This window comes from Mobilicoccus pelagius NBRC 104925, assembly GCF_000247995.1.
GTDB classification, from domain to species: domain Bacteria; phylum Actinomycetota; class Actinomycetes; order Actinomycetales; family Dermatophilaceae; genus Mobilicoccus; species Mobilicoccus pelagius.
Window position 1 is genome coordinate 1 of sequence record NZ_BAFE01000062.1, and the last position, 23,721, is coordinate 23,721.

General features: G+C 73.1%; 22 protein-coding genes. 10 read left to right on the top strand and 12 right to left on the bottom strand.

Going from position 1 to position 23,721, the window contains the following annotated elements:
* Positions 1 to 46: 46 nt before the first annotated feature.
* Positions 47 to 661, bottom strand: coding sequence for a C40 family peptidase (locus tag MOPEL_RS17995; RefSeq protein ID WP_009482765.1), 615 nt, complete (start codon positions 659 to 661; stop codon positions 47 to 49).
* Positions 662 to 1,205: 544 nt separating this feature from the next.
* Here MOPEL_RS17995 and MOPEL_RS09915 point away from each other — a divergent pair.
* Positions 1,206 to 2,498, top strand: coding sequence for a threonine/serine exporter family protein (locus MOPEL_RS09915; protein ID WP_009482766.1), 1,293 nt, complete (start codon positions 1,206 to 1,208; stop codon positions 2,496 to 2,498).
* A 44-nt stretch (positions 2,499 to 2,542) separates the two neighbouring features.
* Positions 2,543 to 3,190, top strand: a complete 648-nt coding sequence (locus tag MOPEL_RS09920) for an NUDIX hydrolase (RefSeq protein ID WP_009482767.1) — start codon at positions 2,543 to 2,545, stop codon at positions 3,188 to 3,190.
* A gap of 54 nt (positions 3,191 to 3,244) precedes the next feature.
* Here MOPEL_RS09920 and MOPEL_RS09925 read toward each other — a convergent pair whose 3' ends face one another.
* Positions 3,245 to 3,850 (bottom strand): GNAT family N-acetyltransferase, encoded by a 606-nt coding sequence (locus MOPEL_RS09925; protein ID WP_141631287.1) that lies wholly within the window; start codon positions 3,848 to 3,850, stop codon positions 3,245 to 3,247.
* A 140-nt stretch (positions 3,851 to 3,990) separates the two neighbouring features.
* Here MOPEL_RS09925 and ligD point away from each other — a divergent pair, with 140 nt between their 5' ends.
* Positions 3,991 to 4,944 (top strand): non-homologous end-joining DNA ligase, encoded by a 954-nt coding sequence (gene ligD, locus MOPEL_RS09930; protein ID WP_009482769.1) that lies wholly within the window; start codon positions 3,991 to 3,993, stop codon positions 4,942 to 4,944.
* A gap of 39 nt (positions 4,945 to 4,983) precedes the next feature.
* On the opposite strand, the gene MOPEL_RS09935 is transcribed toward ligD, so the two are convergent.
* Complete coding sequence (locus MOPEL_RS09935; protein ID WP_040633943.1) at positions 4,984 to 5,820, bottom strand: TspO-related membrane protein; 837 nt, start codon at positions 5,818 to 5,820, stop codon at positions 4,984 to 4,986.
* A gap of 145 nt (positions 5,821 to 5,965) precedes the next feature.
* Here MOPEL_RS09935 and MOPEL_RS09940 point away from each other — a divergent pair, with 145 nt between their 5' ends.
* Both MOPEL_RS09940 and MOPEL_RS09945 read left to right on the top strand, forming a co-directional pair.
* The gene (locus MOPEL_RS09940; RefSeq protein ID WP_009482771.1) at positions 5,966 to 6,460 is read left to right on the top strand and encodes a hypothetical protein; all 495 of its coding nucleotides are present in this window, start codon (positions 5,966 to 5,968) and stop codon (positions 6,458 to 6,460) included.
* On the top strand, positions 6,457 to 6,771 hold the full coding sequence (locus MOPEL_RS09945; RefSeq protein ID WP_009482772.1) for a transcriptional regulator: 315 nt from the start codon (positions 6,457 to 6,459) through the stop codon (positions 6,769 to 6,771). The genes MOPEL_RS09940 and MOPEL_RS09945 overlap by 4 nt, the downstream gene beginning before the upstream one ends.
* 63 nt (positions 6,772 to 6,834) lie before the next feature.
* On the opposite strand, the gene MOPEL_RS09950 is transcribed toward MOPEL_RS09945, so the two are convergent.
* On the bottom strand, positions 6,835 to 7,872 hold the full coding sequence (locus tag MOPEL_RS09950; protein WP_009482773.1) for an NAD(P)-dependent alcohol dehydrogenase: 1,038 nt from the start codon (positions 7,870 to 7,872) through the stop codon (positions 6,835 to 6,837).
* Between the two features lie 138 nt (positions 7,873 to 8,010).
* Here MOPEL_RS09950 and MOPEL_RS09955 point away from each other — a divergent pair, with 138 nt between their 5' ends.
* On the top strand, positions 8,011 to 9,297 hold the full coding sequence (locus MOPEL_RS09955; protein ID WP_009482774.1) for an MFS transporter: 1,287 nt from the start codon (positions 8,011 to 8,013) through the stop codon (positions 9,295 to 9,297).
* Here the strand turns inward: MOPEL_RS09955 and MOPEL_RS09960 are convergent.
* Both MOPEL_RS09960 and MOPEL_RS18755 read right to left on the bottom strand, forming a co-directional pair.
* The gene (locus MOPEL_RS09960; protein WP_009482775.1) at positions 9,288 to 10,157 is read right to left on the bottom strand and encodes a fructosamine kinase family protein; all 870 of its coding nucleotides are present in this window, start codon (positions 10,155 to 10,157) and stop codon (positions 9,288 to 9,290) included. The two genes, MOPEL_RS09955 and MOPEL_RS09960, sit on opposite strands and share 10 nt — an antisense overlap.
* 704 nt (positions 10,158 to 10,861) lie before the next feature.
* Positions 10,862 to 10,990, bottom strand: coding sequence for a hypothetical protein (locus tag MOPEL_RS18755; protein WP_281023916.1), 129 nt, complete (start codon positions 10,988 to 10,990; stop codon positions 10,862 to 10,864).
* Between the two features lie 9 nt (positions 10,991 to 10,999).
* Between MOPEL_RS18755 and MOPEL_RS09965 the strand changes: the two genes are divergently transcribed.
* Entirely contained in the window at positions 11,000 to 11,515 is a 516-nt protein-coding gene (locus tag MOPEL_RS09965) for a GtrA family protein (RefSeq protein WP_217994533.1), read from the top strand.
* Positions 11,516 to 11,566: 51 nt separating this feature from the next.
* On the opposite strand, the gene MOPEL_RS09970 is transcribed toward MOPEL_RS09965, so the two are convergent.
* Positions 11,567 to 12,154 (bottom strand): hemerythrin domain-containing protein, encoded by a 588-nt coding sequence (locus tag MOPEL_RS09970; protein ID WP_009482778.1) that lies wholly within the window; start codon positions 12,152 to 12,154, stop codon positions 11,567 to 11,569.
* A 170-nt stretch (positions 12,155 to 12,324) separates the two neighbouring features.
* On the opposite strand from MOPEL_RS09970, the gene MOPEL_RS09975 reads away from it, so the two are divergent.
* Positions 12,325 to 13,329: a DMT family transporter gene (locus tag MOPEL_RS09975; RefSeq protein WP_009482779.1), complete on the top strand. Its 1,005-nt coding sequence runs from the start codon at positions 12,325 to 12,327 to the stop codon at positions 13,327 to 13,329.
* On the opposite strand, the gene MOPEL_RS09980 is transcribed toward MOPEL_RS09975, so the two are convergent.
* Entirely contained in the window at positions 13,317 to 14,606 is a 1,290-nt protein-coding gene (locus tag MOPEL_RS09980; RefSeq protein WP_009482780.1) for an alpha-amylase family protein, read from the bottom strand. The two genes, MOPEL_RS09975 and MOPEL_RS09980, sit on opposite strands and share 13 nt — an antisense overlap.
* 163 nt (positions 14,607 to 14,769) lie before the next feature.
* Between MOPEL_RS09980 and MOPEL_RS16030 the strand changes: the two genes are divergently transcribed.
* On the top strand, positions 14,770 to 15,804 hold the full coding sequence (locus MOPEL_RS16030; RefSeq protein WP_009482781.1) for a hypothetical protein: 1,035 nt from the start codon (positions 14,770 to 14,772) through the stop codon (positions 15,802 to 15,804).
* Positions 15,805 to 15,994: 190 nt separating this feature from the next.
* Positions 15,995 to 17,956, top strand: coding sequence for a PhoX family protein (locus tag MOPEL_RS09990; protein ID WP_009482782.1), 1,962 nt, complete (start codon positions 15,995 to 15,997; stop codon positions 17,954 to 17,956).
* Between the two features lie 135 nt (positions 17,957 to 18,091).
* Here MOPEL_RS09990 and MOPEL_RS09995 read toward each other — a convergent pair whose 3' ends face one another.
* From MOPEL_RS09995 to MOPEL_RS10010, 4 genes are all read right to left on the bottom strand, one after another.
* Positions 18,092 to 18,622, bottom strand: coding sequence for a hypothetical protein (locus tag MOPEL_RS09995; protein WP_141631288.1), 531 nt, complete (start codon positions 18,620 to 18,622; stop codon positions 18,092 to 18,094).
* 149 nt (positions 18,623 to 18,771) lie between these two features.
* Positions 18,772 to 19,776: an NAD-dependent epimerase/dehydratase family protein gene (locus MOPEL_RS10000; RefSeq protein ID WP_009482784.1), complete on the bottom strand. Its 1,005-nt coding sequence runs from the start codon at positions 19,774 to 19,776 to the stop codon at positions 18,772 to 18,774.
* Complete coding sequence (locus MOPEL_RS10005; RefSeq protein ID WP_245544761.1) at positions 19,773 to 22,607, bottom strand: alpha/beta fold hydrolase; 2,835 nt, start codon at positions 22,605 to 22,607, stop codon at positions 19,773 to 19,775. Before MOPEL_RS10005 ends, MOPEL_RS10000 begins: the two co-directional genes overlap by 4 nt.
* Positions 22,604 to 23,626 carry a 3-oxoacyl-ACP synthase III gene (locus tag MOPEL_RS10010; RefSeq protein WP_009482786.1) on the bottom strand — a complete coding sequence of 341 codons (1,023 nt, stop codon included), beginning with the start codon at positions 23,624 to 23,626 and terminating at the stop codon, positions 22,604 to 22,606. Before MOPEL_RS10010 ends, MOPEL_RS10005 begins: the two co-directional genes overlap by 4 nt.
* Between the last annotated feature and the right edge of the window lie 95 nt (positions 23,627 to 23,721).

The window sequence follows — 23,721 nt, forward strand, 5'->3', positions numbered from 1 at the left end:
CCGGGACGTCGCGCGTCAGGGATGTCACGGTCTCCGTCGAGGGACCTCAGCGGACCTTGCCGTAGCTCGCACCGCGCCAGATCTTCGTGACCTGGACGGGCTTGCCGGAACGCGGCGAGTGGATCATGCGGCCACGGCCGACGTAGATCCCGACGTGGTGGGCGCGCGAGCCGCCGAAGAAGACGAGGTCACCGGGCGCGGGACGCGAGGTCCGCTTCGTCGCCCGGTACTGCGCGCGGGCCGTGCGGGGGAGGTTCTTGCCGGCCTTCTTGTAGACGTACCGCGTGTAGCCCGAGCAGTCGAAACCGCGGGCGGTCGTGCCGCCCCAGCGGTACCGGGTGCCCTTCTGGGTGTGACTGATGAGGTGTGCGCGGCGAGCGGGCGCCATGCGGGCGCGGGCGGTGAGGTGGGAGAGGTGGTTGGCGTTGCGGTCCTTCTGACGCCAGCTCACCCGCGTCGCCCGGCGGGAGTAGGTGTTGGCCGTGTTGACGGCGGCCGTGCGGGCGGCGACGAGGGACGTCGCCGTGGGGTGCGACACCGTCGAGGTGTGCACGACCGAGGCGGTGGTGGCGGGGGATGCCTGGGCCTGCAGGGGGGCGGCGGTGCTGAGGGCAGGCACGGCGATGACGGCGGCGGAGGCCGCGACGAGGAGTCGCTTCATGGTGGTGTCGATGTGTCCGGATCCGCCTACGGAAGGTCCGTCTGTCGGGCTGGAGGATTCCGGTCCTCCGCGCGGATGCGCTGCGCCCCGAGCCGCACGCGGCGGCGGGTGTGACGGGTCCCGCTCTCGCCCGCTGCCGTGTTCCCTTCTGCGCGGCGACCCCAGGGGTGGGTCGGTGACCGAGAGGCCACCCCTCGTGGGCGAGATTCGGCGCGAGGGGGAGCCTGTTTGCACTCATAGTCTTCGTTCGAATCACGTTTGCGTTACGGATTCGTCACAATTGAGTCCACATCCTGGGATCGCACTGGTCACTCGCCCGAACACATGTCTCATTATATGAGACTGTTTCTCCAAGAGGGCGATTCGAACCGATCGACCCTCCTTGCACCGACCGCGGAGACCCGCGGCCCCCGTCGTCGCCAACCCTCCCGCGCGGGCCCCTGCCGTGGGCGACCATGGAGACCGACACACGCACGACCACCCCGGGGATCCCACCCCTCCCGGCGGGCGGACCGCCCCCTCCGAGACACGAAGAACGAGGCCAATGAGCGACATCGACGCCACCCGCCGACTGCTCGCCTACCTCTCGGCCGCGGCGGTCGCCGGCGGGCAGCCCGTCCACGAGGTCGAGGCCGACACCCGGCGCGTGGCCGACCACCTCGGCCACCACGACCTCCAGATCTCCGCCTCCCCCACCGGCGTCACCCTGTCCCTCGGCGGTGGCACCCCGGCGACGTTCGAGTCGATCAGCGGGCCGCTGCGCCTCGACCAGAGCGCCGAGACCGCCGAGATCCGCACCGGGCTCCTCACCGACGCGATCACCCCGGCCGATGCACTCACCCGTCTCTCCCACCTGCGCGCCACCCCGCACCGGTACCCGCGCGGCGGCCTCGAGGTGGGGATGATCTGCGTCGCGTCCGGCATCTCGTTCATCCTCCAGCCGCTGTGGCCGAGCGTGATCTTCTCGGCCATCGCCGGGCAGGTCACGGCCCAGTTCATCCGCTTCTCCGGGCGGTGGCGTTCCCTCGCCACCCTCACCCCGTTCCTCGTCGCGTTCCTCATCGCGTTCGCCGCGTTCTCGACCTGGCAGGCGGGGCTCGTCGAGGGTCCGCTGCGGAGCCTCCTCCCCCCGATCGCCGTGCTCCTGCCCGGCGCGCTCGTCGTCACCGGCCTCTCCGAGCTCGCGGCGGGCGCGATGACGGCGGGCACCGCCCGCCTCGCCTACGGGTCGACCCAGCTCCTCCTCTTCGCGCTCGGCGTCGCCGGTGCCGCGTGGCTCCTCCGGGTTCCGTCATCCGCGCTCAACAACGAGATCGTCAACGGCATCGGCCCGTGGAGCCCCGTCGCGGGCGTGCTGCTCCTCACCGTCGGCATCAGCCTCATGGAGTCGGTGCCGCCGCGTCTCGTGCCGTGGGTCGCGCTCATCCTGTCGCTCACCCTCGCGTTCCAGGTGCTCGGCCAGTCGGTCGTCGGGTCCCCGTGGTTCGGGGCGCTCCTCGGCTCGATGGCGGCGAGCTTCGGTGCCGCGCTCGTCGAGCTCTACCGGCCCGCGCTGCCTCGTCTCGTCATGTTCCTCCCCAGCTTCTGGCTCCTCGTGCCCGGCTCCCTCGGCCTCGTGTCGGTGACGCAGCTCGGCCTCGAACCGTCGATGGCGGGCGAGACGATCCTCCAGTCCGCGAGCATCGTGTCGGCCATCGCGCTCGGCCTCTTCGTCGGCACGTCCGCCGCTCGCATCATCGGCGTCACCCGCACCCGCCGTCTCGACCTCCTCCGACGTCGGCGCCGCACACGGCGAGGCGTCGCGGGCTCGACGGGCTCGACGGCGATCGGGGGATGATGGGATCCGGCCGCGGATCCGCCGCGACGAGGAGGGAGAGGACCGTGGACGAGCCCCCGGAGTGGTTGGGCCGCGTGCGTCCCGCGCTCGAGGCGAACCTGCCCGACTGGTTCGCCGAGTTCGTGCCGCCGCCCCACCCCCGACGTCGCTCCGCGGTGCTCATGACGTTCGCCGAGGGTGACGACGGCAGCGACGTCATCCTCACCGAGCGGGCGTCGACGCTCCGCTCGCACGCCGCCCAGGTGAGCTTTCCGGGCGGTCACGTCGAACCGGAGGACGACGGTGCCGTGGCCGCCGCGCTGCGGGAGGCGCAGGAGGAGGTCGGCCTCGACCCGGCTTCCGTCGAGATCGTCGACGAACTGCCGCCGCTGTTCATGCATCCGAGCCAGAACGCCGTGACGCCGGTGCTCGCCTGGTGGCGCGCCCCGCATCCCATCGGGGTCGTCGATTCCGGTGAGGTCGCCCGTGTCGTGCGGGCCGATGTCGACGAGCTCCTCGACCCGGCCAACCGGTTCACGGTGCGTCTCGACACGTACTCCGGCCCCGGTTTCGAGGTCGACGGGCTCTTCGTGTGGGGATTCACCGCGACGCTGCTCAGTCACGTCTTCGAGCTCGGCGGCATCGCCCGGCCGTGGGACACGAGCCGGCAACGCCCCCTCCCCCACCGCCTCCTGCGGACCTACCGGCGGTAGCCCTCGATGCTGGACGCCCGGGGCCACTGCCGGGTGTCGTCGACCTGCAGCGGGTCAGGACGGCCGGCCACCGGGGTGCCACAGCTGCGGCTGCGGCGGGCAGCCGCGCGGTGTCGGCGCCTCACCGATGCGGCGGAAGCCCTTGCGCTCGTAGAGGCGGGCGCTGTCGGGCGTCGACGCCTCGCAGTAGCTCGGCACCCCACCCGCCCGGGCGAGCGCGTGATCGAGCAGGATGCCGCCCACGCCGCGGCCCGGCATCCGCACGCCGATCGCGTAGAGGTACCAGTGCGGAGGGCGCGGATGCACCCGGTCGGTGCGCCACGCGTACGACGCCGCCGGCAGCACCCGCCACCCCAGGGCGGGCACGAGATCGACGGCGAGCGCGCCGAATTCGCCGAGGCGGAGGTCGTTCTCGCCCGGTCGTGACCAGGCCGCCGCACCGACGACCCGCCCGTCGCGTACTGCCAGGTCGACGATCCCCCGCGGCACGTAGTGGTGACGCAGGAGGCTCGTGAACACCGTGCGAAGGGCCCCGCGGGCGTTCCGCGGCCGCCCCAACGCGGCCACGGAGAGCTCGTCGCTCGCGAACGCCTCCGCGAGCACCTCCGCCGCCTCGCTCACGTCGTCGGGTCCGGCCGCACGCACACTGATCTCAGCCACACTCGTGACATCGGCCGCCGGCCGCGGATCTTTCGCCCTTTCGGTCGATCGACACGGACGATCGGTTCACGGACACATCCGGGACACACGGTTTCTCGCGCCGGGTCGTGGGGTCGGGGCGGTGCCGCTACCGTCGGCACATGGCGGGTGCAGCGGAGCAGATCGACGTCGGCGGACGCCAGGTGCGCCTGAGCAGCCCGGACCGCGCATACTTCCCCGAGCTCGGGCTCACCAAGCGGGACGTCCTCGACTACTACCTGGCCGTCGGCGACGGCATCGTCCGTGCACTGCGGGAGCGGCCGTGCATGCTGCACCGCTACCCCAAGGGGCTGGCGGGCGACAAGGTGCACCAGAAGCGCGTCCCCTCGGGTGCGCCCGACTGGGTCGAGACCGTCCGCGTGCGGTTCCCGCGGTTCGACCGCACCGCCGACGAGCTGTGCGTCACCGAGCTCGCCCACGTCGCGTGGGCCGTGCAGATGTCGACGGTCGAGTTCCACCCGTGGAACAGCCGCCGCGCCGACGTCGAGAGGCCCGACGAGTGGCGCATCGACCTCGACCCGGGCGGGGAGTGCGACTGGGCGCGGGTGCGGCGCGTCGCCGGCGCCACCCGCGAGGTCCTCGACGAGCTCGGCGCCGTCGGCTACCCCAAGACCTCCGGCGGGCACGGCCTGCACGTCTACGTGCGGATCCACCCCGAGCACGGGTTCGACGACGTCCGCCGGGCGGCGCTCGCGTTCGCCCGTGAGGTCGAGCGTCGGGCGCCGCAGGACGTGACGACGACGTGGTGGCGCAAGGACCGCGACCCCGCGGCCGTGTTCGTCGACTACAACCAGAACGCCCGCGACCACACGATCGCGGCGGCGTACTCGATCCGCGGCACCGCCCGCGCGACCGTGTCGGCGCCGGTGGCGTGGGACGAGATCGACGCGTGCGAGCCGGACGACTTCACCGTGCTCACCATGCCCGCCCGGTACGCCGAGCTGGGCGACCTGCACGAACGCATCGACGACACCCCGTTCGACCTGGCGTCCCTGCTCGAGTGGGCCGACCGCGACGACGCCGCCGGACTGGAGGTCCCCGCCGAGGACGCCTGACGCGGGCCGGGCGCGAGTTCGGAGGCAGACGGGCGCGCGTCAGGCGTGGGCGTCGGTGTCGGCGTCTGCGCGGCCGCGTGCGGTGCGGCGTCCGGCCGTGGCGGTCGCGGTGAGGACGGCGAGCGTGCCCAGGCCGGCGGCGACGGCCGTGGGGATCGAGCGCGGGTCGCCCGAGGTGCGGCCGACGGCGATCCACGCGAGGCCCCACGCGACGGCGAGGCCGATGCTCCAGCGGGCCGCGGTCGACATTGCGCCGACCCAGCGGGTGAGCGCCACCCCGACGAGTGCGGCCACGGCCACCACGACGACGGCCAGCGCGTCGGCCACCGGCGCGCCCGGTCGGACGCGGTACGCGGCCAGGGCCGCGGCGACGTTGGCGCAGGTGGCGACGCACACCCAGCCCAGGTAGGCGCCCAGCGTGCCGTCGGTGATCACCGCGTCGACGTTCCCCGACGCCGGGTGCCGGAGCAGGCGCGCGACGGCGGCGACCAGCACGGCGAGCATCGCAACGATGACGAGCACGCTGAACGCGATCCAGTCGACCTGCGTGACGAGCAGCCACCCCGCGTTGAGCAGCATGGACGCGGCCACGAGCCGGCCCACCGCCCGGTGCCGCGGCGCCGCTGCCTGTCCGGGCAGCCACTGCCACACCGTGTAGGCGAACAGACCCAGGTAGATCATCGACCAGATCGAGAAGGCGGGTCCGGCGGGCGCGATGTGCGTCGCCGCGGACGAGAGCGAGCCGCCGGAGGACTCGGCGACGCGTCGGCCGATGACCCCCGTGCCGACGAGCGTGCCGAACACGCAGGCCACCTCCGCGAGCGTCACCCCCACCTGGCGGACGCGGTCGGCGGTGGTGGGTCGGGCGTCGATCACGGTGCCCTCCAGAGGGTTCGGGGTCGTCAGCATCATGCCTGCCGGGGGCGGCGCGGTCGGCGTGCGGGTTCGCCGCGGGCGTGGCCCGGTCGCGATGCATCGATTTCCATTGCGGAAACGGAAAATCATCTGTACTGTTTCCGACATGGAAAATCACTGGACCTCGCAGGCCTACGACCCCGCCCAGGCGCTCGCCGACGCGGGCACCTCGCGGCAGGCGGCGGCGGACCGCCTGGTCACGCCGCCGTGGTACCACCCGGTGCTCGGCGCGAACCTCGCCGTACTCGTGCTCGCGGCTGCGCTGCCCCTGCCCACGGTGACGCTCGTCCTCGTCGCCCTCGGGAGCATGCTCGTCTCGGCCGCCCTCATCCACCGCTACCAGCGGCTCACCGGAGTGTGGATCGGCCCCGCCCAGGCCGGGCCGCGCTCCCGCCTTCTGTGGGCGCTGTACGCCCTGGCCATCGCCGCGGCGATGGCGGTGGCGATCCTCGTCCGCGCGCAGCAGCTGCCCGTCGGGTGGGCGTGGGTCGCGGCGGCCGTCTCCGCGGTCGGCACCGTCGTGCTGGGGCGGCGCATCGACGCGACCCTGCGCGACGAGATCCGCGGGGGCCGGGCCGCGGCGCCGGAGGCCCGTCGATGACCGCCCCCGCATTCGACGAGACGATCCACGCGCCGCTGCGGCTCAAGGCGTGCGTGCAGCTCTCGACCGTGCAGCAGATGGCGTTCTCGGCCCTGCGGGACGACCTTCGAGTCGCCGATTCGGTGCTGTCCAAGCACCTCAAGACGCTCGCCGAGGCGGGTTACGTCACGCTCGACCGGCCCACCGGCCAGGGCGGACGCCCCCGGACCTGGGTCTCGCTGACCAAGGAGGGGCGCCGTGCCCTCGCCGGCCACCTGGCCGCGCTGGAGGAGATGGTCACCGCCACCCGCGCCGCTCCTCCGGTCACCTGAGCACCGGCACCACGTCGTCCACCACCCCGACGGGGTGGTGGACGACGGACGTGCGGATCGACGTCAGAGGGTGCTGGTGTCGATGACGAACCGATAGCGGACGTCGGAGTGGAGGACGCGGTCGTAGGCCTCGTTCACCTCGTCGGCGGAGATGACCTCGACCTCGGCGCCGATGCCGTGCTCGCCGCAGAAATCGAGCATCTCCTGCGTCTCGGCGATGGAGCCGATCATCGACCCCGACAGGGAGCGACGCTGCCCGACGAGGGCGCCCGCGGGCACCTCCATCGGGTGCTCCGGCAGGCCGAGCTCCACCATGGCGCCGTCGGTGCGCAGCAGTGACAGGTACGCCTTGAGGTCCAGGTTGGCCGAGACCGTGTTGAGGATGAGGTCGAACGCGCCACGCAGATCGGTGAACGTCGTCTCGTCGGAGGTGGCGTAGTAGTGGTCGGCACCCAGGCGCTCGCCGTCCTCCTTCTTCTTGAGCGACTGGCTGAGCACGGTCACCTCGGCGCCCATCGCATGCGCGAGCTTGACGGCCATGTGGCCGAGCCCGCCCAGGCCGATGACGGCGACCTTCTTGCCCGGGCCCGCGTTCCAGTGGCGCAGCGGCGAGAACGTCGTCACGCCGGCGCACAGCAGCGGGGCTGCCTCGTCGAGGGGGAGGCTCTCGGGGATGTGCAGCACGTAGCGGGCGTCGGCGACGATCTGCTCGCTGTAGCCGCCCGCGGTGGGCAACCCGTCACGGCCGATGGAGTTGTACGTGCCGGTGTTCCCGTTGAGGCAGTAGTTGTCGAGGCCCGCCTCACAGTTCTCGCACTCGCGGCAGGAGTCGACGAAGCAGCCGATGCCCGCGTGGTCGCCGACCTTGAAGTCGGTGACGTTCTCGCCGACCTCCTCGACGACCCCCGCGATCTCGTGGCCGACGACGATCGGGTAGTTCACCGTGCCCCACTCGGCGCGCACGGTATGGATGTCGGAGTGGCAGATGCCCGCGAACTTGATGGCGATGCGCACCTCGTCCGGGCCGACGTCGCGACGCTCGATCGTGGTGGGCTCGAGCGGCCCGTCGGGACCGACGGCGGCGATGGCCTTGACCTGCATGAGAACTCCCTCAGGGTTGGGGTGTGGCTCGGGGCTCGGCGGTCGCCGCCTCGCCCCATGACGACAACTGCCGGAGCCGCGTCCGCATTCCTGCGGCGGCCCCTGGCAAGTATCTCGACATCAAGATACTTTGGGTCCATGACCTCACCCCGCGGGACCCTCGGCAGGCTGATGTGGCCGGTCTACGTCCCGTCGTTCACGTACGCCGCAGGGGTCTCGGCACTCCTGCCCGCCCAGGTGCTGCTCGCGCTGCACCTGGGCTTCTCTGCGGCGGGCGTCGCGCTGCTCGCCACCGTCGTCGGCGGGTTCGGGGTCGTCGCGTCCCTGGCGGCCGGGTCGCTCGTGCAGCGGTGTGGCGAGTCCCGCGCGCTTCTCCTGGCCACCGCCCCCGGAGTCGGTCTGGCGTTCGCGACCTGGGCGACCGTGGTCGCAGGTCGCGGGGCCGGCGCCGGGGACGGCACGCAGGCGGCCCGGGCGCTCCTCGTCGCGACCGTCCTGGCGTTCGACCTGGCCGACGCCGTATGGGGCATCGCCAGGCAGGGGCTCGTCGCCGACCTGGCCGCGCCCGAGCATCGCGGCCGCGCCATGAACGTCTACGGCGCCAGCCAGCGACTCGGCCGCGTGGCGGGGCCGTTCGTCGCAGCGGCGGTCCTGGCCGTGCTCGGGCCCGAGTACGTGTTCCCCGTCACCGCGGCGATCGTCGTGGGTGCCTACGGCGTGATGACGCACCACCTGCCCGGCAAGGGTCCGGACGCGCCGGGCGCAACCCCACCCCCCGGCCCCGGGGAGGCCGGTCCCGCCGCCGGGACGCCCCGTCGCGGTGTGCTCGCCCTCGCGCTCGGCATCGTCGCCATCGCGGCCGTCCGCACCGCCAAGGAGACCCTGATGCCGCTCTGGGGCGCCGACGGGCTGGGCCTGCCGCCCGCCACGGTCGCTCTCGTCGTCGGGGTCTCGTCCCTGGCCGAACTCGTCCTCTTCTGGCCCGCGGGAGTGGCGCTCGACCGGCTCGGCCGCGGCCCGGTGGCGGCTACCTGCCTGGCCCTCATGGGGATCGGACTCGCCATCATGACGGCCTCCACCGATCCCGTGTGGTTCGTCGCGACGGCCCTGCTCGTCGGCCTGGGCGACGGCGTGGGCGCCGGCATCGTCAAGACCATCGGCATCGATCTGGCCCCCGACGTCGGCCGTGGGCGGTTCCTGGGCCGATGGCAGGCGGTGTCGTCGGCGGGCTCGTTCGCGGCGCCCGCGCTGGCCGGCGCCGTCATCGCCCACGCGTCCCTGGCGGCGGCGTTGCCCACGGTGGGTGCGATCGGCCTCGTGGGCGCGGCGTGGATGGGGTGGTGGACGCCGCGCATCCTCGGCTCCCCGCGTCGACGGGCCACGCCGACCGCCGGAGGATCGCCCGGCAGATCGCGTCAGGCGTAGTGGCGCAGGACCCGCATGCAAGCGTCGCCGTAGTGGCCGCCGAACAGCACGGCATGCACGAGCAGCGGCGTCAGCTGATACCACTGCACGCGGTCCCGCGAGCCCTCGGCCAGCGGGTACACCTCGTCGTACGTGGCGAAGCAGTGCGGGTCGAACCCGCCGAACAGCTGCATCATCGCCAGATCGACCTCGCGGTGCGCCCAGTGCACCGACGGGTCGATGAGCCAGTTGACCCCGCCCCGGTCGACGAGCCGGTTGCCGGCCCACAGGTCGCCGTGGATGAGCGCGGGCGGTTCCGCGGGGCCGCACAGCTCGGCCGCGCGCGGACGCAGGGAGTCGAACAGCTCGCGGGCCTGCGGGTCCAGGCGGCCCGCGCGCACGGCGCGGTCGATGAGGGGCGACACGCGCCGCTCCACGTAGAACTCCACCCAGTCGTCGGACGGGGTCAGGTCGACCTGCGCCGACCCGATGTAGCCGTGCTTCGCGCCGTCCAGTCCGCCGAAGGTCGGGTTCGTCGTGCGGTGCAGGTGCGCCAGGCCGCGCCCGAACGCCTGCTCGGTGCGGGTGTCGCGGCGTCCGCCCGTCTCGATCCACTCCAGGATCAGCCCGTGCGGGTGCTCCCGCAGCACGCGCGGCACGCGGATGCCCTGCGGGGCGTGCGCGGCCAGGGCGCGCAGCCCGGCCGCCTCGCGCTCGAACATGCCGGGCGTGGGCGCGTCGTGCACCTTCGCGAACAGGGGCCCGCCCGGGGTGTCCAGGCGTAACGCCGTGGAGATGTCGCCGCCGGACACCGGCGACGCCTCGTCCACGTCGAGCCCGTCGAGGAGCTCGGGGGGCAGCAGATCCTCGCGATTGGTCACACATCCGGTGTACCGCATGGGAGGTCGACGTCCAGGTGGGGGGGTGCCATTCGGCCCACGCTTCGCCGTTTCGCACGACGAGCTCCCTGGGTGCGTTGTCGGGAAGACGCGGGGTGTCCGGTCGCGACACCTGTCTGCGCGTATCCAGGCCATCGCCCAGAGGGCACGAGGGAATGGCATCGGAAGGTCGGCGACGGGAGATCGAGGGGCTGATGAGACGAGCCGTCCGGGCCTGGCGGGGTCCTCTCCGGGGTCCGGCGGGGGTCTGCGCGATGTGGCGTCGGTGGGTCGGCGCGAACCGAGAGGGATCGGTAGCCCGGTCGCGCGAAGTATCGCTGAATGTTCCACGAGTCCGACATACGCCTGGACAGCGCCATCGCCGGCCCGGCGGTACCCCCGGGCGCTTGGTCGACCACCCCGCACGGCCCCCGGCCGGGGGTCTCCGGCGCCTACCCGCACCGGCCGGGGTGCCGTTCGTCGTGTGCAACCGGCCGTTCGGCGCACCACGCGCGCCGTTGCCACCCCGCGGCCCGTGTGTCCCGCACCTGGGCGGACCCCTTGTTGAGGCGCGCCTTACCCTCGCGGGGCGGAGTGTCCTGTGTGCAACCCGCGAGCACCGGCGACGGACGGGTGGGGACGCGCGGGCGGTAACGTGCGGACCCGTGCCGCCGACGGGCCGCGCCTCCGCGCGTGGCACCCACCGTTCACGACGACGTCGTTCTCACGCCGACCACCACCACCAGCAGCACCACCACCACCACCACCACCACCACCACCACCACACGACGATCACCGATGGAGGGCCGATGCCGCGCCGGATCACGCTGGATCATCTCGGCGAGATGCTGCGCTTCGGACTCGTCGGCGGGTCGGGCGTCTTCGTCAACCTCGGGGTCTACGTCCTCCTCCACAAACTCCTCCCGCAGGACCCGGAGTCGGTCTTCCTCCCCCTGCCGCCCACGGACTTCAACATCCGCTGGGTCCACGTGCTGAGCTCCGCGGCGTTCGTCGTCGCCAACGCGTGGAATTTCGAACTCAACCGGCTGTGGACGTTCCGCGCCGGGGAGCGCGCCTCCCGCACGCGGTTCCTCCACTTCTTCGCCGTCGGCCTCGTGGGGTTGGCGCTCCAGCTGCTGCTCGTCACCCTCCTCATCCACCCGCGCTCCCCCATCGAGCTGCCCACGGCCGTCTTCGACGGGTCGACGGGGTTCCGCACCCGCACCTACTGGGCGCAGCTCATCTCCATCGCCGTCGTCACGCCGCTCTCGTTCCTCTTCAACCGGCTGTGGACGTTCGGACAGTCGCGAGTGCGCACCGCCCCCGCACACGACGACGCCGCCGACCAGGCACGAGCCTGATCCGGCGGCGTCGACGCACCCGACGGTGCGAGGTCGTTCAGCGGTGGGAGGTCACTCCGTCTCGCTCGCGGTGAGCGAGGTGTCGGGGAGGTCGGTGTTCTTCGCGTCCGCGCCGAGCGAGTCGTCCTTGTCGTTCGCGACGTACTCGTCGGCGTCGCGGTCCACGGGCGTGATGCCCTTCGCGGCCTCCATCGCCATCTCGCGGAGCAGCTTGATCGCGAGCTCGTGGCGCAGCTCGAGGCTCGCCTGCTGGCGGAAGTCGGCGAGGTCCTGACGCTCCTCCTCACCCATGTGGGTGCTGTTCGCGACGTTCGCGTCGACGACGGCCTTCCACCACGCCTCGGAGCCGGCCTTTTCGGCGTTCGCGCGACGCACGCAGTCGCGGATGCTGTTGTGATCCTTGATCGCGTCCTCGACCTCGTCGTCGACGCCGCCCGCGTCGGCGCCGCCGGTGCCGAGGGTGAGAAGCTGCGGGTAGAAGTGCTTCTCCTCCGCGAGCGCGTGCGTCTCGAGGAGGATCGCGAGACGGTTCCAGATCGCTTCGAGGCCCTCGATGTCGTCCCGCGGCCACTGCTCGAGGATCGCGAACTCGGTGCGCTGCTCGTCGTGCTGGCGCTGGATCACGTCGCAGATGTCCATGGGTCTCCTCCTTGGTGGGCGGCGGGCCGCCCGGTCGTGAACGGACGCCACCAGTCAGTCACGTCGGCCGCATCTTCGCCAGTCGGCCGGCCGTGTCCTCGGGCACGGCACCGTCCGACGCGGGCGTGCGGACCGATCGCGAGGGGCGATGCGGCCCCTACGATTCGGGCATGACCCCCCGGCTGCGCGGCAACCTGCTCCTCCTCCTCACGGCCTCGATCTGGGGGTTCGCGTTCGTTGCGCAACGCATGGGCGCCGACCACATGGGCCCGTACGCGTTCAACGCCGCGCGGTTCACCCTCGGAGCGGTGTCGCTGCTGCCCGTCATCGTCCTCATGGACGCCCTCCGCGGACGCGGCACCCTCCCCGCCGCCGAGGGCGGCACCGGCGGCGAACGCACGCGTGCCGCCCTGCCCGCCGCCCTCCTCGCGGGCACGGTGCTCTTCGTCGCCTCGTCGCTGCAGCAGTACTCCCTCGCGTGGACGACGGCGGGCAAGGCCGGGTTCATCACCGGGCTCTACATCGTCCTCGTGCCGATCCTCGGGATGGCGCTCCGCCACCGCACGACGGCGATGACGTGGGTCGGGGCGGCCCTCGCCGCGGGCGGACTCCACGTCCTCTCCGTGCGGGAGGGGTTCACCCTCGCCCCCGGCGACGGGTTCGTGCTCGTGAGCGCCCTCTTCTGGGCGACGCACATCCTCCTCGTCGACCGGTTCACGAGTCTCGACCCGCTGCGGTTCTCGGCCCTGCAGTTCGCGACCACGGCGCTCCTCAGCCTCACCGGGGCGCTGGTCTTCGAGGGGCCGGCACCGTTCGCCGGGCTGTCCGGCGCGCTCGCTCCGGTGTTCTACGGCGGGGTGTTCTCCGTCGGCGTCGCCTACACGCTCCAGGTGTTCGGGCAGCGCGGCGCCCGCCCCGCGGCCGCGGCGATCATCCTCTCCCTCGAGGCGGTGTTCGCCGCGATCGGCGGGATCCTCCTCCTCGGCGAGCCGTTCACGTGGCGCGAGGCGACCGGGTTCGGGCTCATGCTCGCCGGGATCCTCGTGAGTCAGTGGGCCGGCCCGACCCCCACGTCTGGTCCGGCCGGTGCCGTGCCCGAACCCGTCGATGCCTACGGGCATCCGCTTCCGCCGGATGATCAGCCCCGGGATCGGCCCCGGAATCAGCCTCGGTAGGCGAAGAGCTCCTCGCCGTCGCGGCCGCGGACGATCGCGGTCGGCGGTTCGATGCCGAGCTCGACGACGATCTCGTCCTCGGGGGACCCGTGACGGGCGCGGGAGGCGTAGACGAACCGGTCGTTACTCACCTCGCGCGTCTCGGTGACGGCGTCGACGAGCCACGGGTGCCGACGACGCACCCCGATGAGGTGCTGGTGGAGAGCGAACATCCATCCGCCGAGCTCCAGCTCGTCCCGGGTATCGGGGAAGACCGGCCGCACCTGGTCGTCGCCGCTCCAACCCTCCGTCTTTTCCCCGGCGAACGCGTACTCGTCGCCGTAGTAGACGGACGGGACGCCCGCGACGGTGAAGAGGATCGTCGCCGCGAGCACGGCGAGGCGTTCGTCGCCGACCTTCGTCGCGATGCGGGTCGTGTCGTGGTTGCCGACGAACGTCTGCGGGACGAACACGGCCGTGAACTCCTCGTGTCGCGTGAGCGACCACGCGAGTTCGTGGAAGTTGACGTCGAGGAGACTGCTCCAGATCGCCTTCCACAGCTCGTACTGGGTGAGGGAGTCGAGCGTGCTGCGTTGCACGATGTCGGCGTAGTCGCCGTGGATGACCTCGCCGAGGAACCACGCGTCGCCGAACTCGGCGCGGACGCGCGGGAGGACGCGGGCCCAGAACTCCGGCGGCACGGCGTATGCGGCGTCGAGGCGCCACCCGGCGACGCCGCGGCGCAGCCAGTGGAGCATGACGTCGACGACGAGCTGTTCGACGGCCGGGGAGGAGTGGTCGAGGGCGACGAGGCCGCCGTGCCCCTCGAACGTGTCGTACTCGGGCTCGACGCCGGGCGTCCACGCCTCGGGGCCACCGGGCCACCGGAGGCGGAACCAGTCGGCCTCGGGCGCCGACGGGCCCTGCTCGAGGACGCGCCGGAACGCGGGGTGCTCACGGCCGACGTGGTTGAAGACGCCGTCGAGGACGACCCGCAGACCCGCGTCCTGCGCGGCCGTGAGGAACGCGTCGAGGTCGGCGTCGTCGGCGAGGCGCGGGTCGAGACGGAAGTGGTCGAGGGTGTCGTAGCCGTGGGTCGACGCGTCGAAGATCGGCCCGAGGAGCAGCCCGGAGCACCCGAGCTCGACCGCGTACGACAGCCACGACGTGAGGTGCGGCAGCCGGTGCGTCACCTCACGGGAGGGGACGTCGCGGATCGGCGCGCCCGTGAACCCCAAGGGGTAGACGTGCCAGAAGATCGCATGATCGGTCCAACCGGGGCGCTGTGCCTGCTCCATTCCGCAAGCATCTCAGGCCGACCGGGGTGAGGGGGGGGCGGGGACGGGATCGGCCCGTTCCGCCTGCGCGACCACTCCCCATTCCCGGCCGAGGCCGGACACGTCGCGCCACGGGGACGACGGGTCCCCGGCAGGACGGCCCGTCGGGTGTGACGATGGGGCCATGATCGACGCCGACGTCCTCGACGAGCTCTACGGCGTCGACCTCGCCGGGTTCGTCGACACGCGAACACGACTCGCGAAGGCCGCCCGCGAGGCCGGCGACAAGGACGCCGCGTCGCGGATCGGCGGACTGCGCAAGCCGACCGTTGCGGCGTGGGCGGTCAACCGGCTCGTCCGCGACCGGCCGATCGAGGTCGAGACCCTCCTCGCCGTCGGGGAACGGATGCGGGAGGCCACCTCACGCCTCGACATGGACCGGCTGCGGGAGCTCCGTCCCGAACGCGACCGCGCCCTCGACTCCTTCACCCGCGCCGCCCGGTTCGTCGCCGACGACCATGGCCACCCCCTCAGCGTCGACGCCTCCGCCGCCGTCCGCGCCACCGCCGTCGCCGCCCTCGCCGATGCGGACGCCGCCGACGCCGTCGCCGGCGGTGCCCTCGTGCGCACCCTCGACTACGCCGGATTCGGCGAGGTCGACCTCTCCGACGCCGTCGCCGCCGAAGCCGTTCGCCGCCGCTCCCACGCCTCGGATGCCGACGCCTCCGAGACGGGCATCCCGGAGACGGGCGCCACGGGTGCGCGGTCCGCGGAGGACGAAGACGCCCCTTCCACCGAATCCCCCGACGCAGCAGACGTGCGGGAGAAGGACGACCGCGAGGGCGCCCGCCACCCCGTCACCCCCGGCACCGGGCGCGCCACCACCGATGCCGCGCGCGCCGAGGCGGCGCGTTCCGAGGCGGCGCGTGCCGAGGCCGAGGCCGAGGCGACGCGACGTCGGCACGAGGCCCGGCTGCGGGAGGAGCTCGAGCACGCCGACCGCGACCTCGCGCAGGCCTCCCTCGTCGAGGCCGAGGCCCGCCGTCGCGCCGAGAAGGCCGAGCAGCGCCGGGACGACCTTGCCCGGCTCCTCGACGCCGCACAGGAGGAGGCCCGTGCCGCCGCGGAGGCCGCGGCGCAGGCGACACGTGACCGGGAGGCCGCGGCCGAGGCCCACGACGCGGCCCGCACCCGGCTCGACGCCCTCACGCGCTCCTGACCCCCGACCCTCACCCGGCCCTGGCGCGAGCGAGGAGCACACCCCGGGGCCACCTCGACGCCACCTCTCGTTCGCCTCAACGGCCGTCCGACGTCACCCCGCCTCCGTAGCGTCGGCGCTCGAGTGAGCGAGGATCCCGGCACCCGCCCGGCACGAGCCCGCCACGACGCCACCGACACCGTGAGGACCCATGAGCGAGCACCTCGACCGCGACGACATCAGCACCAACCCCAGCGGCAACCGCACCCTGAGCGACATCGCGAACGCCGACGTCTCCCGCCGGCACGTCCTCGGCGGCACGATGGGCCTCGCCGCGATCGCGTTCCTCGCCGGCGCGCCCGCCGCGCAGGCCGCGACGCCCACGGCGGCGCCCACCGCGACGACCGCCGACGTCGTCGCCCGCCACGGCCGCCGCAAGCCCCTCCTGGGCTTCACCGCCGTCCCCGTCGGCGCCGACGACGACGTCCACGTCCCCGAGGGGTACGTCGCCGACGTGATCATCCCGTGGGGCACCCCGCTGTTCTCCGACGGCCCGGCATGGAAGAAGAACGCCTCCGACTCGAGCCTCGAGCAGGCGATGCAGGTCGGCTACAACCACGACGGCCAGCACTTCTTCCCGTTCGACACCCGGGGTCGCCGGAAGAGCCGCGGTGGCCGCCACGACGACAACGACGCGGGCCTCCTCGTCCTCAACAACGAGTACACCGACCCGGCGCTCCTCACCACCGACGGTCTCGACACCGTCACCCCGGAGAAGGTCCGCAAGCACCAGCACGCCGTCGGCGTCACCGTCATCGCGATCGAGCAGGAGCGCGGCGGCCGCTGGACCCACACGGACTCCCCGTTCAACCGCCGCGTCCACGCGAACACCCCGGTCGTGTTCTCCGGACCGGCCGCGAAGGACCCGCGCCTCCAGGCGAAGACGCCCGCCCGCGGCACGATGGCGAACTGCTCCATGGGCAACACCCCGTGGGGCACCTACGTCACCTGCGAGGAGAACTGGGCCGACTACTTCGGCTCCGCCGACAAAAATCACAAGGTCACCGACGAGGAGAAGCGGTACGGCATCGAGCCCGGGCAGACCCACTACAAGTGGGAGGAGGCCGACGACCGGTTCGACACCGACAAGGACCCCAACGAGCAGTACCGCTGGGGCTGGTGCGTCGAGATCGACCCGTTCGACCCCGACCACACCCCCGTCAAGCGCACCGCCCTCGGCCGCGTCAAGCACGAGAACTGCCACTTCGCCACGAGCCGCGGCCGCGTCGTCGCCTACACCGGTGACGACCAGTCCGGCGAGTACATCTACAAGTTCGTGAGCAAGCGCCCCTGGCGCGCCGCCCGCGCGATGGGCCGCTCGCCCCTCGACGAGGGCATCCTCTACGTCGCGAAGTTCCACGAGGACGGCACCGGCACGTGGCTGCCCCTCGTGTTCGGCCAGGGTCCGCTCACGAAGAAGAACGGGTGGAAGGACCAGGCCGACGTCCTCGTCCGCACCCGCCGCGCCGCCGACGCCGTCGGCGCCACCCCGATGGACCGTCCCGAGTGGATCAAGGAGAACCCCCTCACCGGGCAACTCTTCGTCACGCTCACGAACGGCACCGCCGGGCCCAACCCGGCCAACCCCCGCAAGAAGAACGTCTACGGCCACATCCTCCGCTGGACGGAGCGGCACGGCGACAAGACCGGCACCGAGTTCGACTGGGACATCTTCGTCCTCGCGGGCGACCCGACGAAGGACCCACAGGTCGACATCAACGGTGACGCGTTCGGCTCCCCCGACGGCCTCTACTTCGACACCGACGGCCGCATGTGGATCGCCACCGACGTCTCGAACTCCAAGCAGCTCCTCAAGGAGTACGAGAACCTCGGCAACAACCAGATGCTCTGCGCCGACCCCCGCACCCGCGAGATCCGCCGGTTCCTCACCGGCCCCAAGGGCGCCGAGATCACCGGCATCATGGGCACCCCCGACCGCCGCACCCTCTTCGTCAACATCCAGCATCCCGGGGAGGAGACGAAGGCGATCGGCGCCCCGACGCCCGCGAACCCGCAGGCCGTGTCGTCGTGGCCCGACCACGACCCGGCGGGCCGCCCGCGCCCGGCCACCGTCGTCATCCGCCGCAAGGACGGCGGCATCATCGGCTCCTGACCGGCCGACGCCCCCGGCGTCCGCCGCACCCGGACCCCCGGTGCGGCGGACGCCGCCGGCTGAGGCTCCGGGCCACGTGAGACCCGCCGTCGCCCCGCCGCCCCCTCGCGGCGGGGATGCGCCGACCCGGTGCGTTCATTCGTCGGGGTCGAGGAGGGCCATCACGAGAGCGACCGCTCCCCAGCCGAGACCCACGACCGTGTAGGGGTAGGACACCCCCGCCCGCGCCAACCGGGCCGCGCACACGTCGTCGATCCGCTGGGAGAGCCGCAGGCTCAGGACGCTCCCGCCGACGAGGGTCGCCGCGCCCGCGACGCCCACGAGCGGACGCCACCGCGGCGGGATCGACTCCCATGGGCGCACCGCCCCGTTCCCGCCGGTCACGCCTGGGCCGTCCTCCGCCACAGCGGCCGAGGGCACGCCCTCGTGGACGGGTGCGGACTCGGCGACCGCGGTGTCATCCATCGGGGTGTGCCGGGTCGAGTGCGTCGCGGAACGGACCGCCACGATCCCGGCACCTGCGGCCACCAGGGCCGTCCGCGCCGTCCGGCGCCGCGACGGCGAGGCGACATGGTCGGGCAGCGCCGACCAGGCCACACCGAGGAGGACCGTGACCGCGGTCTCCACGACATCGGGACGGGAGGGTCGAGCCGCAGGCGTCGTCATGCCCCGAGTCTGCCCCACACCGATCACCCGGCCCGCGCCTCCCGACAGGTCGACCCGGCCGGGCGCCCCCGGGGGCCGAACCCGCCGCCCGCACCACGACGCGTGAGTCCCGGCGGGATCACCGGCCGAGCGGCCCCGGAGGATCCGCGTCAGCGGGCGGCGGCGAGCCGCTCGAAGCCCTCGTCGAGGGTGACCCGCGGGGTCCAACCGAGGGCCTCACGGGTGCGACGCTGGTCGAACCAGTGCGCGGTCGTGAGCTGCTCGACGAGGAAGCGCGTGAGCGGCGGGTCGGCCTCGTCCACCGTGCCGATGCGCTCGCGCACCGCGGTCACCGCGTCGACGACCCCGCCCGCGGCGTACGCGAGACGGGTGGGGATGCGCGTCGGCGACGGGTCGGCGCCCCCGGCGCGGGCCCACGCGGCGAAGATCTCCGACACCGGCCGGGGTTCCCCGTTCGTCACGACGAACGACTCCCCGCGCACGGCCTCGCACCGGTCGAGGGCGGCGACGAACGCGTCGACGGCGTTGTCGACGTACGTCGTGTCGACGAGCGCCGCGCCGGATCCGATGACGGGCAGTCGCCCCGCCTGCGCCCGACGGATGACCCGGGCGACGAGCTGGGTGTCTCCCGGCCCCCACACGAGGTGCGGCCGGATGACCGTGACCGCCGGACCGATGCCGTCGCGGACGTTGCGGGCGTCAGCGGCGAGGGCGATGCGCTCCGAGAGCGCCTTGCTGCGGGCGTAGTTGCCGCGGGCCTGCTCGGGATCGGTCGGGCCCGCGCCCTCCCCGACGAGGGAGGCTCCCGCGTGCGCCACCGACGGGCTCGAGGTGTGGACGAACCGCGGCACCGCGTGACGTCGCGCCGCGTCGAGCATCGTGCGGGTGCCGACGACGTTGACGCGGACGTAGTCCTCCCACCGCCCCATGACGTTGACCTTGGCGGCGAGGTGGACGACGGCATCCTGCCCCGCCATCGCCCGCGCGACCGCCTCGGCGTCGACGACGTCGCCGAGCACCTCCCGCACCCCCGCGGTCTCGGCGAGTCCGCTCGGACGACGCTGGAGGACGGTGACGTCGTCACCCCGCGCGGCGAGGGCGCGGGCGACGCCACCGCCGAGCATCCCGGAGGCGCCGGTGACGAGGACCCTCATCGGCCGATCCCCCCGCTGAGGACCTGCTCGGCCCACGCGGCGAGCTCGGCGCGGTCGATCTTGCTCTGGTGCCGGATGTCGACGGGCATCGACGCCCGCACGAGCACCGCGGCGACGGGCAGGTCCGTGGACTCCCGCACCGCCGTGGCGAGCGCATCGTCCGCGAGGACACGAGGCGCCCGACGCGCGACGCCGAGACGCCCCGCGACCGCACGGAGCACCCTGCGGGCTCCGGCCGCCGGAGCGTCGGCCCCGTCCGTCCCATCCGTCGGACCGGTCGCGTCGCTCGCGCCCGACGTGTCGCTCGCGTCGGTCGCGGTCTCCTCGCGGGTGACGACGACGACGATCTGCTGCGTGTCGACGGGGCCGACGCCGACGACCGCCGCGGAGGCGACCTCCGGGAGGGCCTCGACCCGCTGTTCGAGCCCGACCGGGGTGACGGGACCGGCGGGGGTGTGGACGACGTGGACGCGGCGACCCTCGACCCAGAGGCGACCCTCGGCGTCGAGATGACCGACGTCGCCGGTGCGGTGCCAGCCGAGCGGGTGATGCTCGGCGGCGTGGGTCGTCGCCCACAGCTGGTCGTAGCGGTCGAGCATGTGCGCGGCGCGGACGCAGACCTCGCCGGTGACACCCGCCTCGATCGTGAGCGGCCCGTCGCCATCACCCACCTCGGCAGGCAGCGGCGCGACGGCGAGGGAGACGCCCGCGATGGGCCGACCGACGCACACTCCCTCGTCGGGGGCGCCGGTGAGGGACTCGATCTCGTCGAGGGTGATGTCGCTGACGGGGAGGCACTCGGTCATGCCGTAGGGCGTGTGCATCTCGGCCCGCGGCATGAGGGTGTCGCGGAGCTCCTGGAGCAGCGACGCGGGCACGGGGGCGCCCGCGGACATGAGCACCTCGACACGGCCGAGGGCCTCCCGCTGCTCGGCGGTGACGTCGCCGCCGGTGCGGAGGACGTTGCGCAGCGCCGCGGGCGAGGCGAACACCGTCGTCGCCTCGGCGATGCGGATCGCGTCGGCGAGGGCGGCGGCGGTGAGGGTCGCGGGGGCGGTCACCTTCATGTCGGGCGCGACGCCCGCGACGCCGAGGGCCGGGCCGTACAGCGCGAACGGGGCGAACGCGGCGACGAGCCGGTCACCGGGCCGCAGCCGGTAGATGTGGCCGAACCCGCCGACCTGCGCACGGATCTGGTCGACGGTGTAGACGACGCCCTTGCTCGGGCCGGTCGCGCCGGAGGTGTAGAGCACGGCGGCGTCGGCGTCACCGGTGAGGAGCTCGGGCATCGACTCGCCGGCGGCGGCGAGCTCGCGGCCCGCGGCGCGAAGCTCGTCGAGCGTCGCCGCGACGGAGAGCGCCCGGCGTGCGGCGGCGGGGACGTCCCCGGCGACGAACCGCTGCCCCGGGATGCGCATCGCGGGCAGGGCGGCGAGCGCGGTGGACATCGCGACGACGTGGTCGGTGCCCGCGCCGCGGAGGGCCCGCCCCATCCCGGCGAATCCGAGACCGGCGTCGGCGACGACGATGACGGCCCCGGCACGCCAACACGCGTAGACGGCGGTCGTGAGGTCGACACCGGGCTCGACGAGGAGCCCGACGCGGTCGCCGGGGCGCACCCCGGCCGCGCGGAGGCCGAGAGCGACATGCTCGACGGCCGTCTCGAGCTGCCCGAACGACACGGCGGACGCCGGCTCGCCGTCGCGGATCTCGGCGACGCACAGCGCACTCGGGTGCTCCCCCGCCATGCGGGTGAGTCCGGCCCAGGGACGGGTCGACGTGCCGACGGCGAGGTCGCTCACGGTCGGCCGCGGCGCACCGGCGGGGTCGTCGTCGGGAGCCTGCCCCTCGACGCGGGCGCGGATCCAGGCGGCGACGTCGGCGGCGGTGCGGGGCGCGTCCTCGAGGACCAGGTGGGAGGCACCCTCGTAACGATGGACGTCGGCGTGCGGGAGGCGACGCCGCAGGTCACGGAGGTGGTCCTCGGAGAAGACCGGGTCCTTGGGGCCGCGGAGGAGGAGGACCGGCACGGGATCGGGCTCCTGACCGAGGGCCGTGAGCCCGTCGGCGAGCGCGGTCATCGTCGCCCGCGTCGGGTCGCCGGGGCGGGTGGGGATGTCGGCGACGAACTGGCCGACGAACGCCCGGTCGGCGGCCGTGGCGTACGGCGCGGCGTAGGCGTCGCGGACGGGTCGCGGCGGACGGGGGCTGCTCACGGCCGTCGTCCCACGGACGAACGCGGGCGTGTCGACGGTGCCCGCCCGCAACGAGGCGGGGGCGAGGGAGAAGCGCAGTGCGAGAGGGAGACCGGTGTCGAAGTCGTGCCACACCGTCGTGTTCGCGAGGACGATCCCGGCGAGCCGGTCGCGGTGGGCGAGCGCCCATCCGGTCGCGACCATGCCGCCCCAGTCGTGCCCGGCGACGACGACGCGGTCGCCGAGGTCGAGGACGTCGGTGAGGCCGGTGAGGTCGGTGAGGCGCTGGGCGAGGTGCCGCGGCTTGCCGAGCGTGCCCTGTGGGTGCTCGGAGAACCCCATGCCGAGCTGGTCGACGGCGACGACCCGCCACCCCTCCGGCGGAGCGGCGAGGAGGCGGCGCCACAGGTAGGACCACGTCGGATTGCCGTGGACGCACACGAGGGTGCCGCGGACGTCCGTGGCGTCCCGTCCGGCATGGGTGTCGAGGAGGTGCCACGTGCGCGGCACGCCGTCGGCGTCGACGGCCTCGACGAGCCGCGACCACGACGGGTCCACACCCGGCATCCGCACGAGACGACCGCGGATCTCCTCCGCACGGTCCTCCACCTGCGAGGACGTCATCGGTGCCGTCACCACTCGACCTCGGTGAACGCGGTGTTGAGGCCGGAGCCGATGCCCATGAGGAGCACCCGTTGCCCCTTGGTCATGCGGTGCTGGTTGACGCCGAGGGTGAACGGCAGCGCGACCGGCCCGATGTTGCCGTAGGTGTCGATCGTGAGGGGAAACTTCTCCATCGGGAGGTCGAGCGTCTCGCAGAGGCCCTTGATGTGGGCGATCGAGGTCTGGTGGGCGATGTACCAGTCCATGTCGGACCAGTCCCACTCCTCCTTCGCCTCGTTCCACGCCTCGGTCGCGAGCGTGAGGCCCTCGACGAAGAGACGACGACTGTCGGTGCGCATCCCGTCCATGCCGCCGACGCAGAGCTCGTGGTGCTCGGTGCCCGCCCGGACGATGCCGCCGACGACACGGTGCCCCTCAGGGTGATCCGACGCACGGCCGAGGACGAGCCCGACCGCGCCGCTGCCGAGGGTCATCGTCGCGAACGCGTCCTTGACGTCCTGCTTCGTCGCCCCGCCCGCGGTGAGGCGCGCGATCGACGCCTCCTGCATCTGACGGGCACCCTCGGAGGCGACGATGAGCGCGTACTCGATCTGGCCGGCGTCGATCATCGTGCCCGCGACGTGGATCGCGTTGACGACACCGAGGCACGCGTTGGTGATGTCGAACGCGAGGCACGACCGCGGCAGGCCGAGCTGCGCGTGCACCTTGGCCGAGATGCCGGGCTCGAGATGCGGCCGCGTCACCGACGCGTTGAGGCAGAGGCCCACCTGCGAGGCGTCGACGCCCGCGTCCTGCAGGGCCCGGTGGCCGGCCTCGACGGCACCGTCGGTGTAGTCCTCGTCGGCGCCGAACCAGCGCCGGCTGCGCACCCCCGCGAGACGTTCGATCTGCCCCGAGAGCATCCCCGTCTCCTCGTAGACCGACTGCAACCGCTCGTCGATGTGGTCCGAGGTGACCACCTCGGGGGCGTCGACGGTACTCACCGACAGCAGCGCTGTGTCGGACAGACGGTAGGAGGCGTTCTCGCTCATGGGTGTTCCTCTCGACGAAGGCGCCGGCGTGGGGCCCGAAAGTCGGACGATCCTACCGGTCGGCACCGCTCACCTTCCCACGTCGAGCGGAGGGC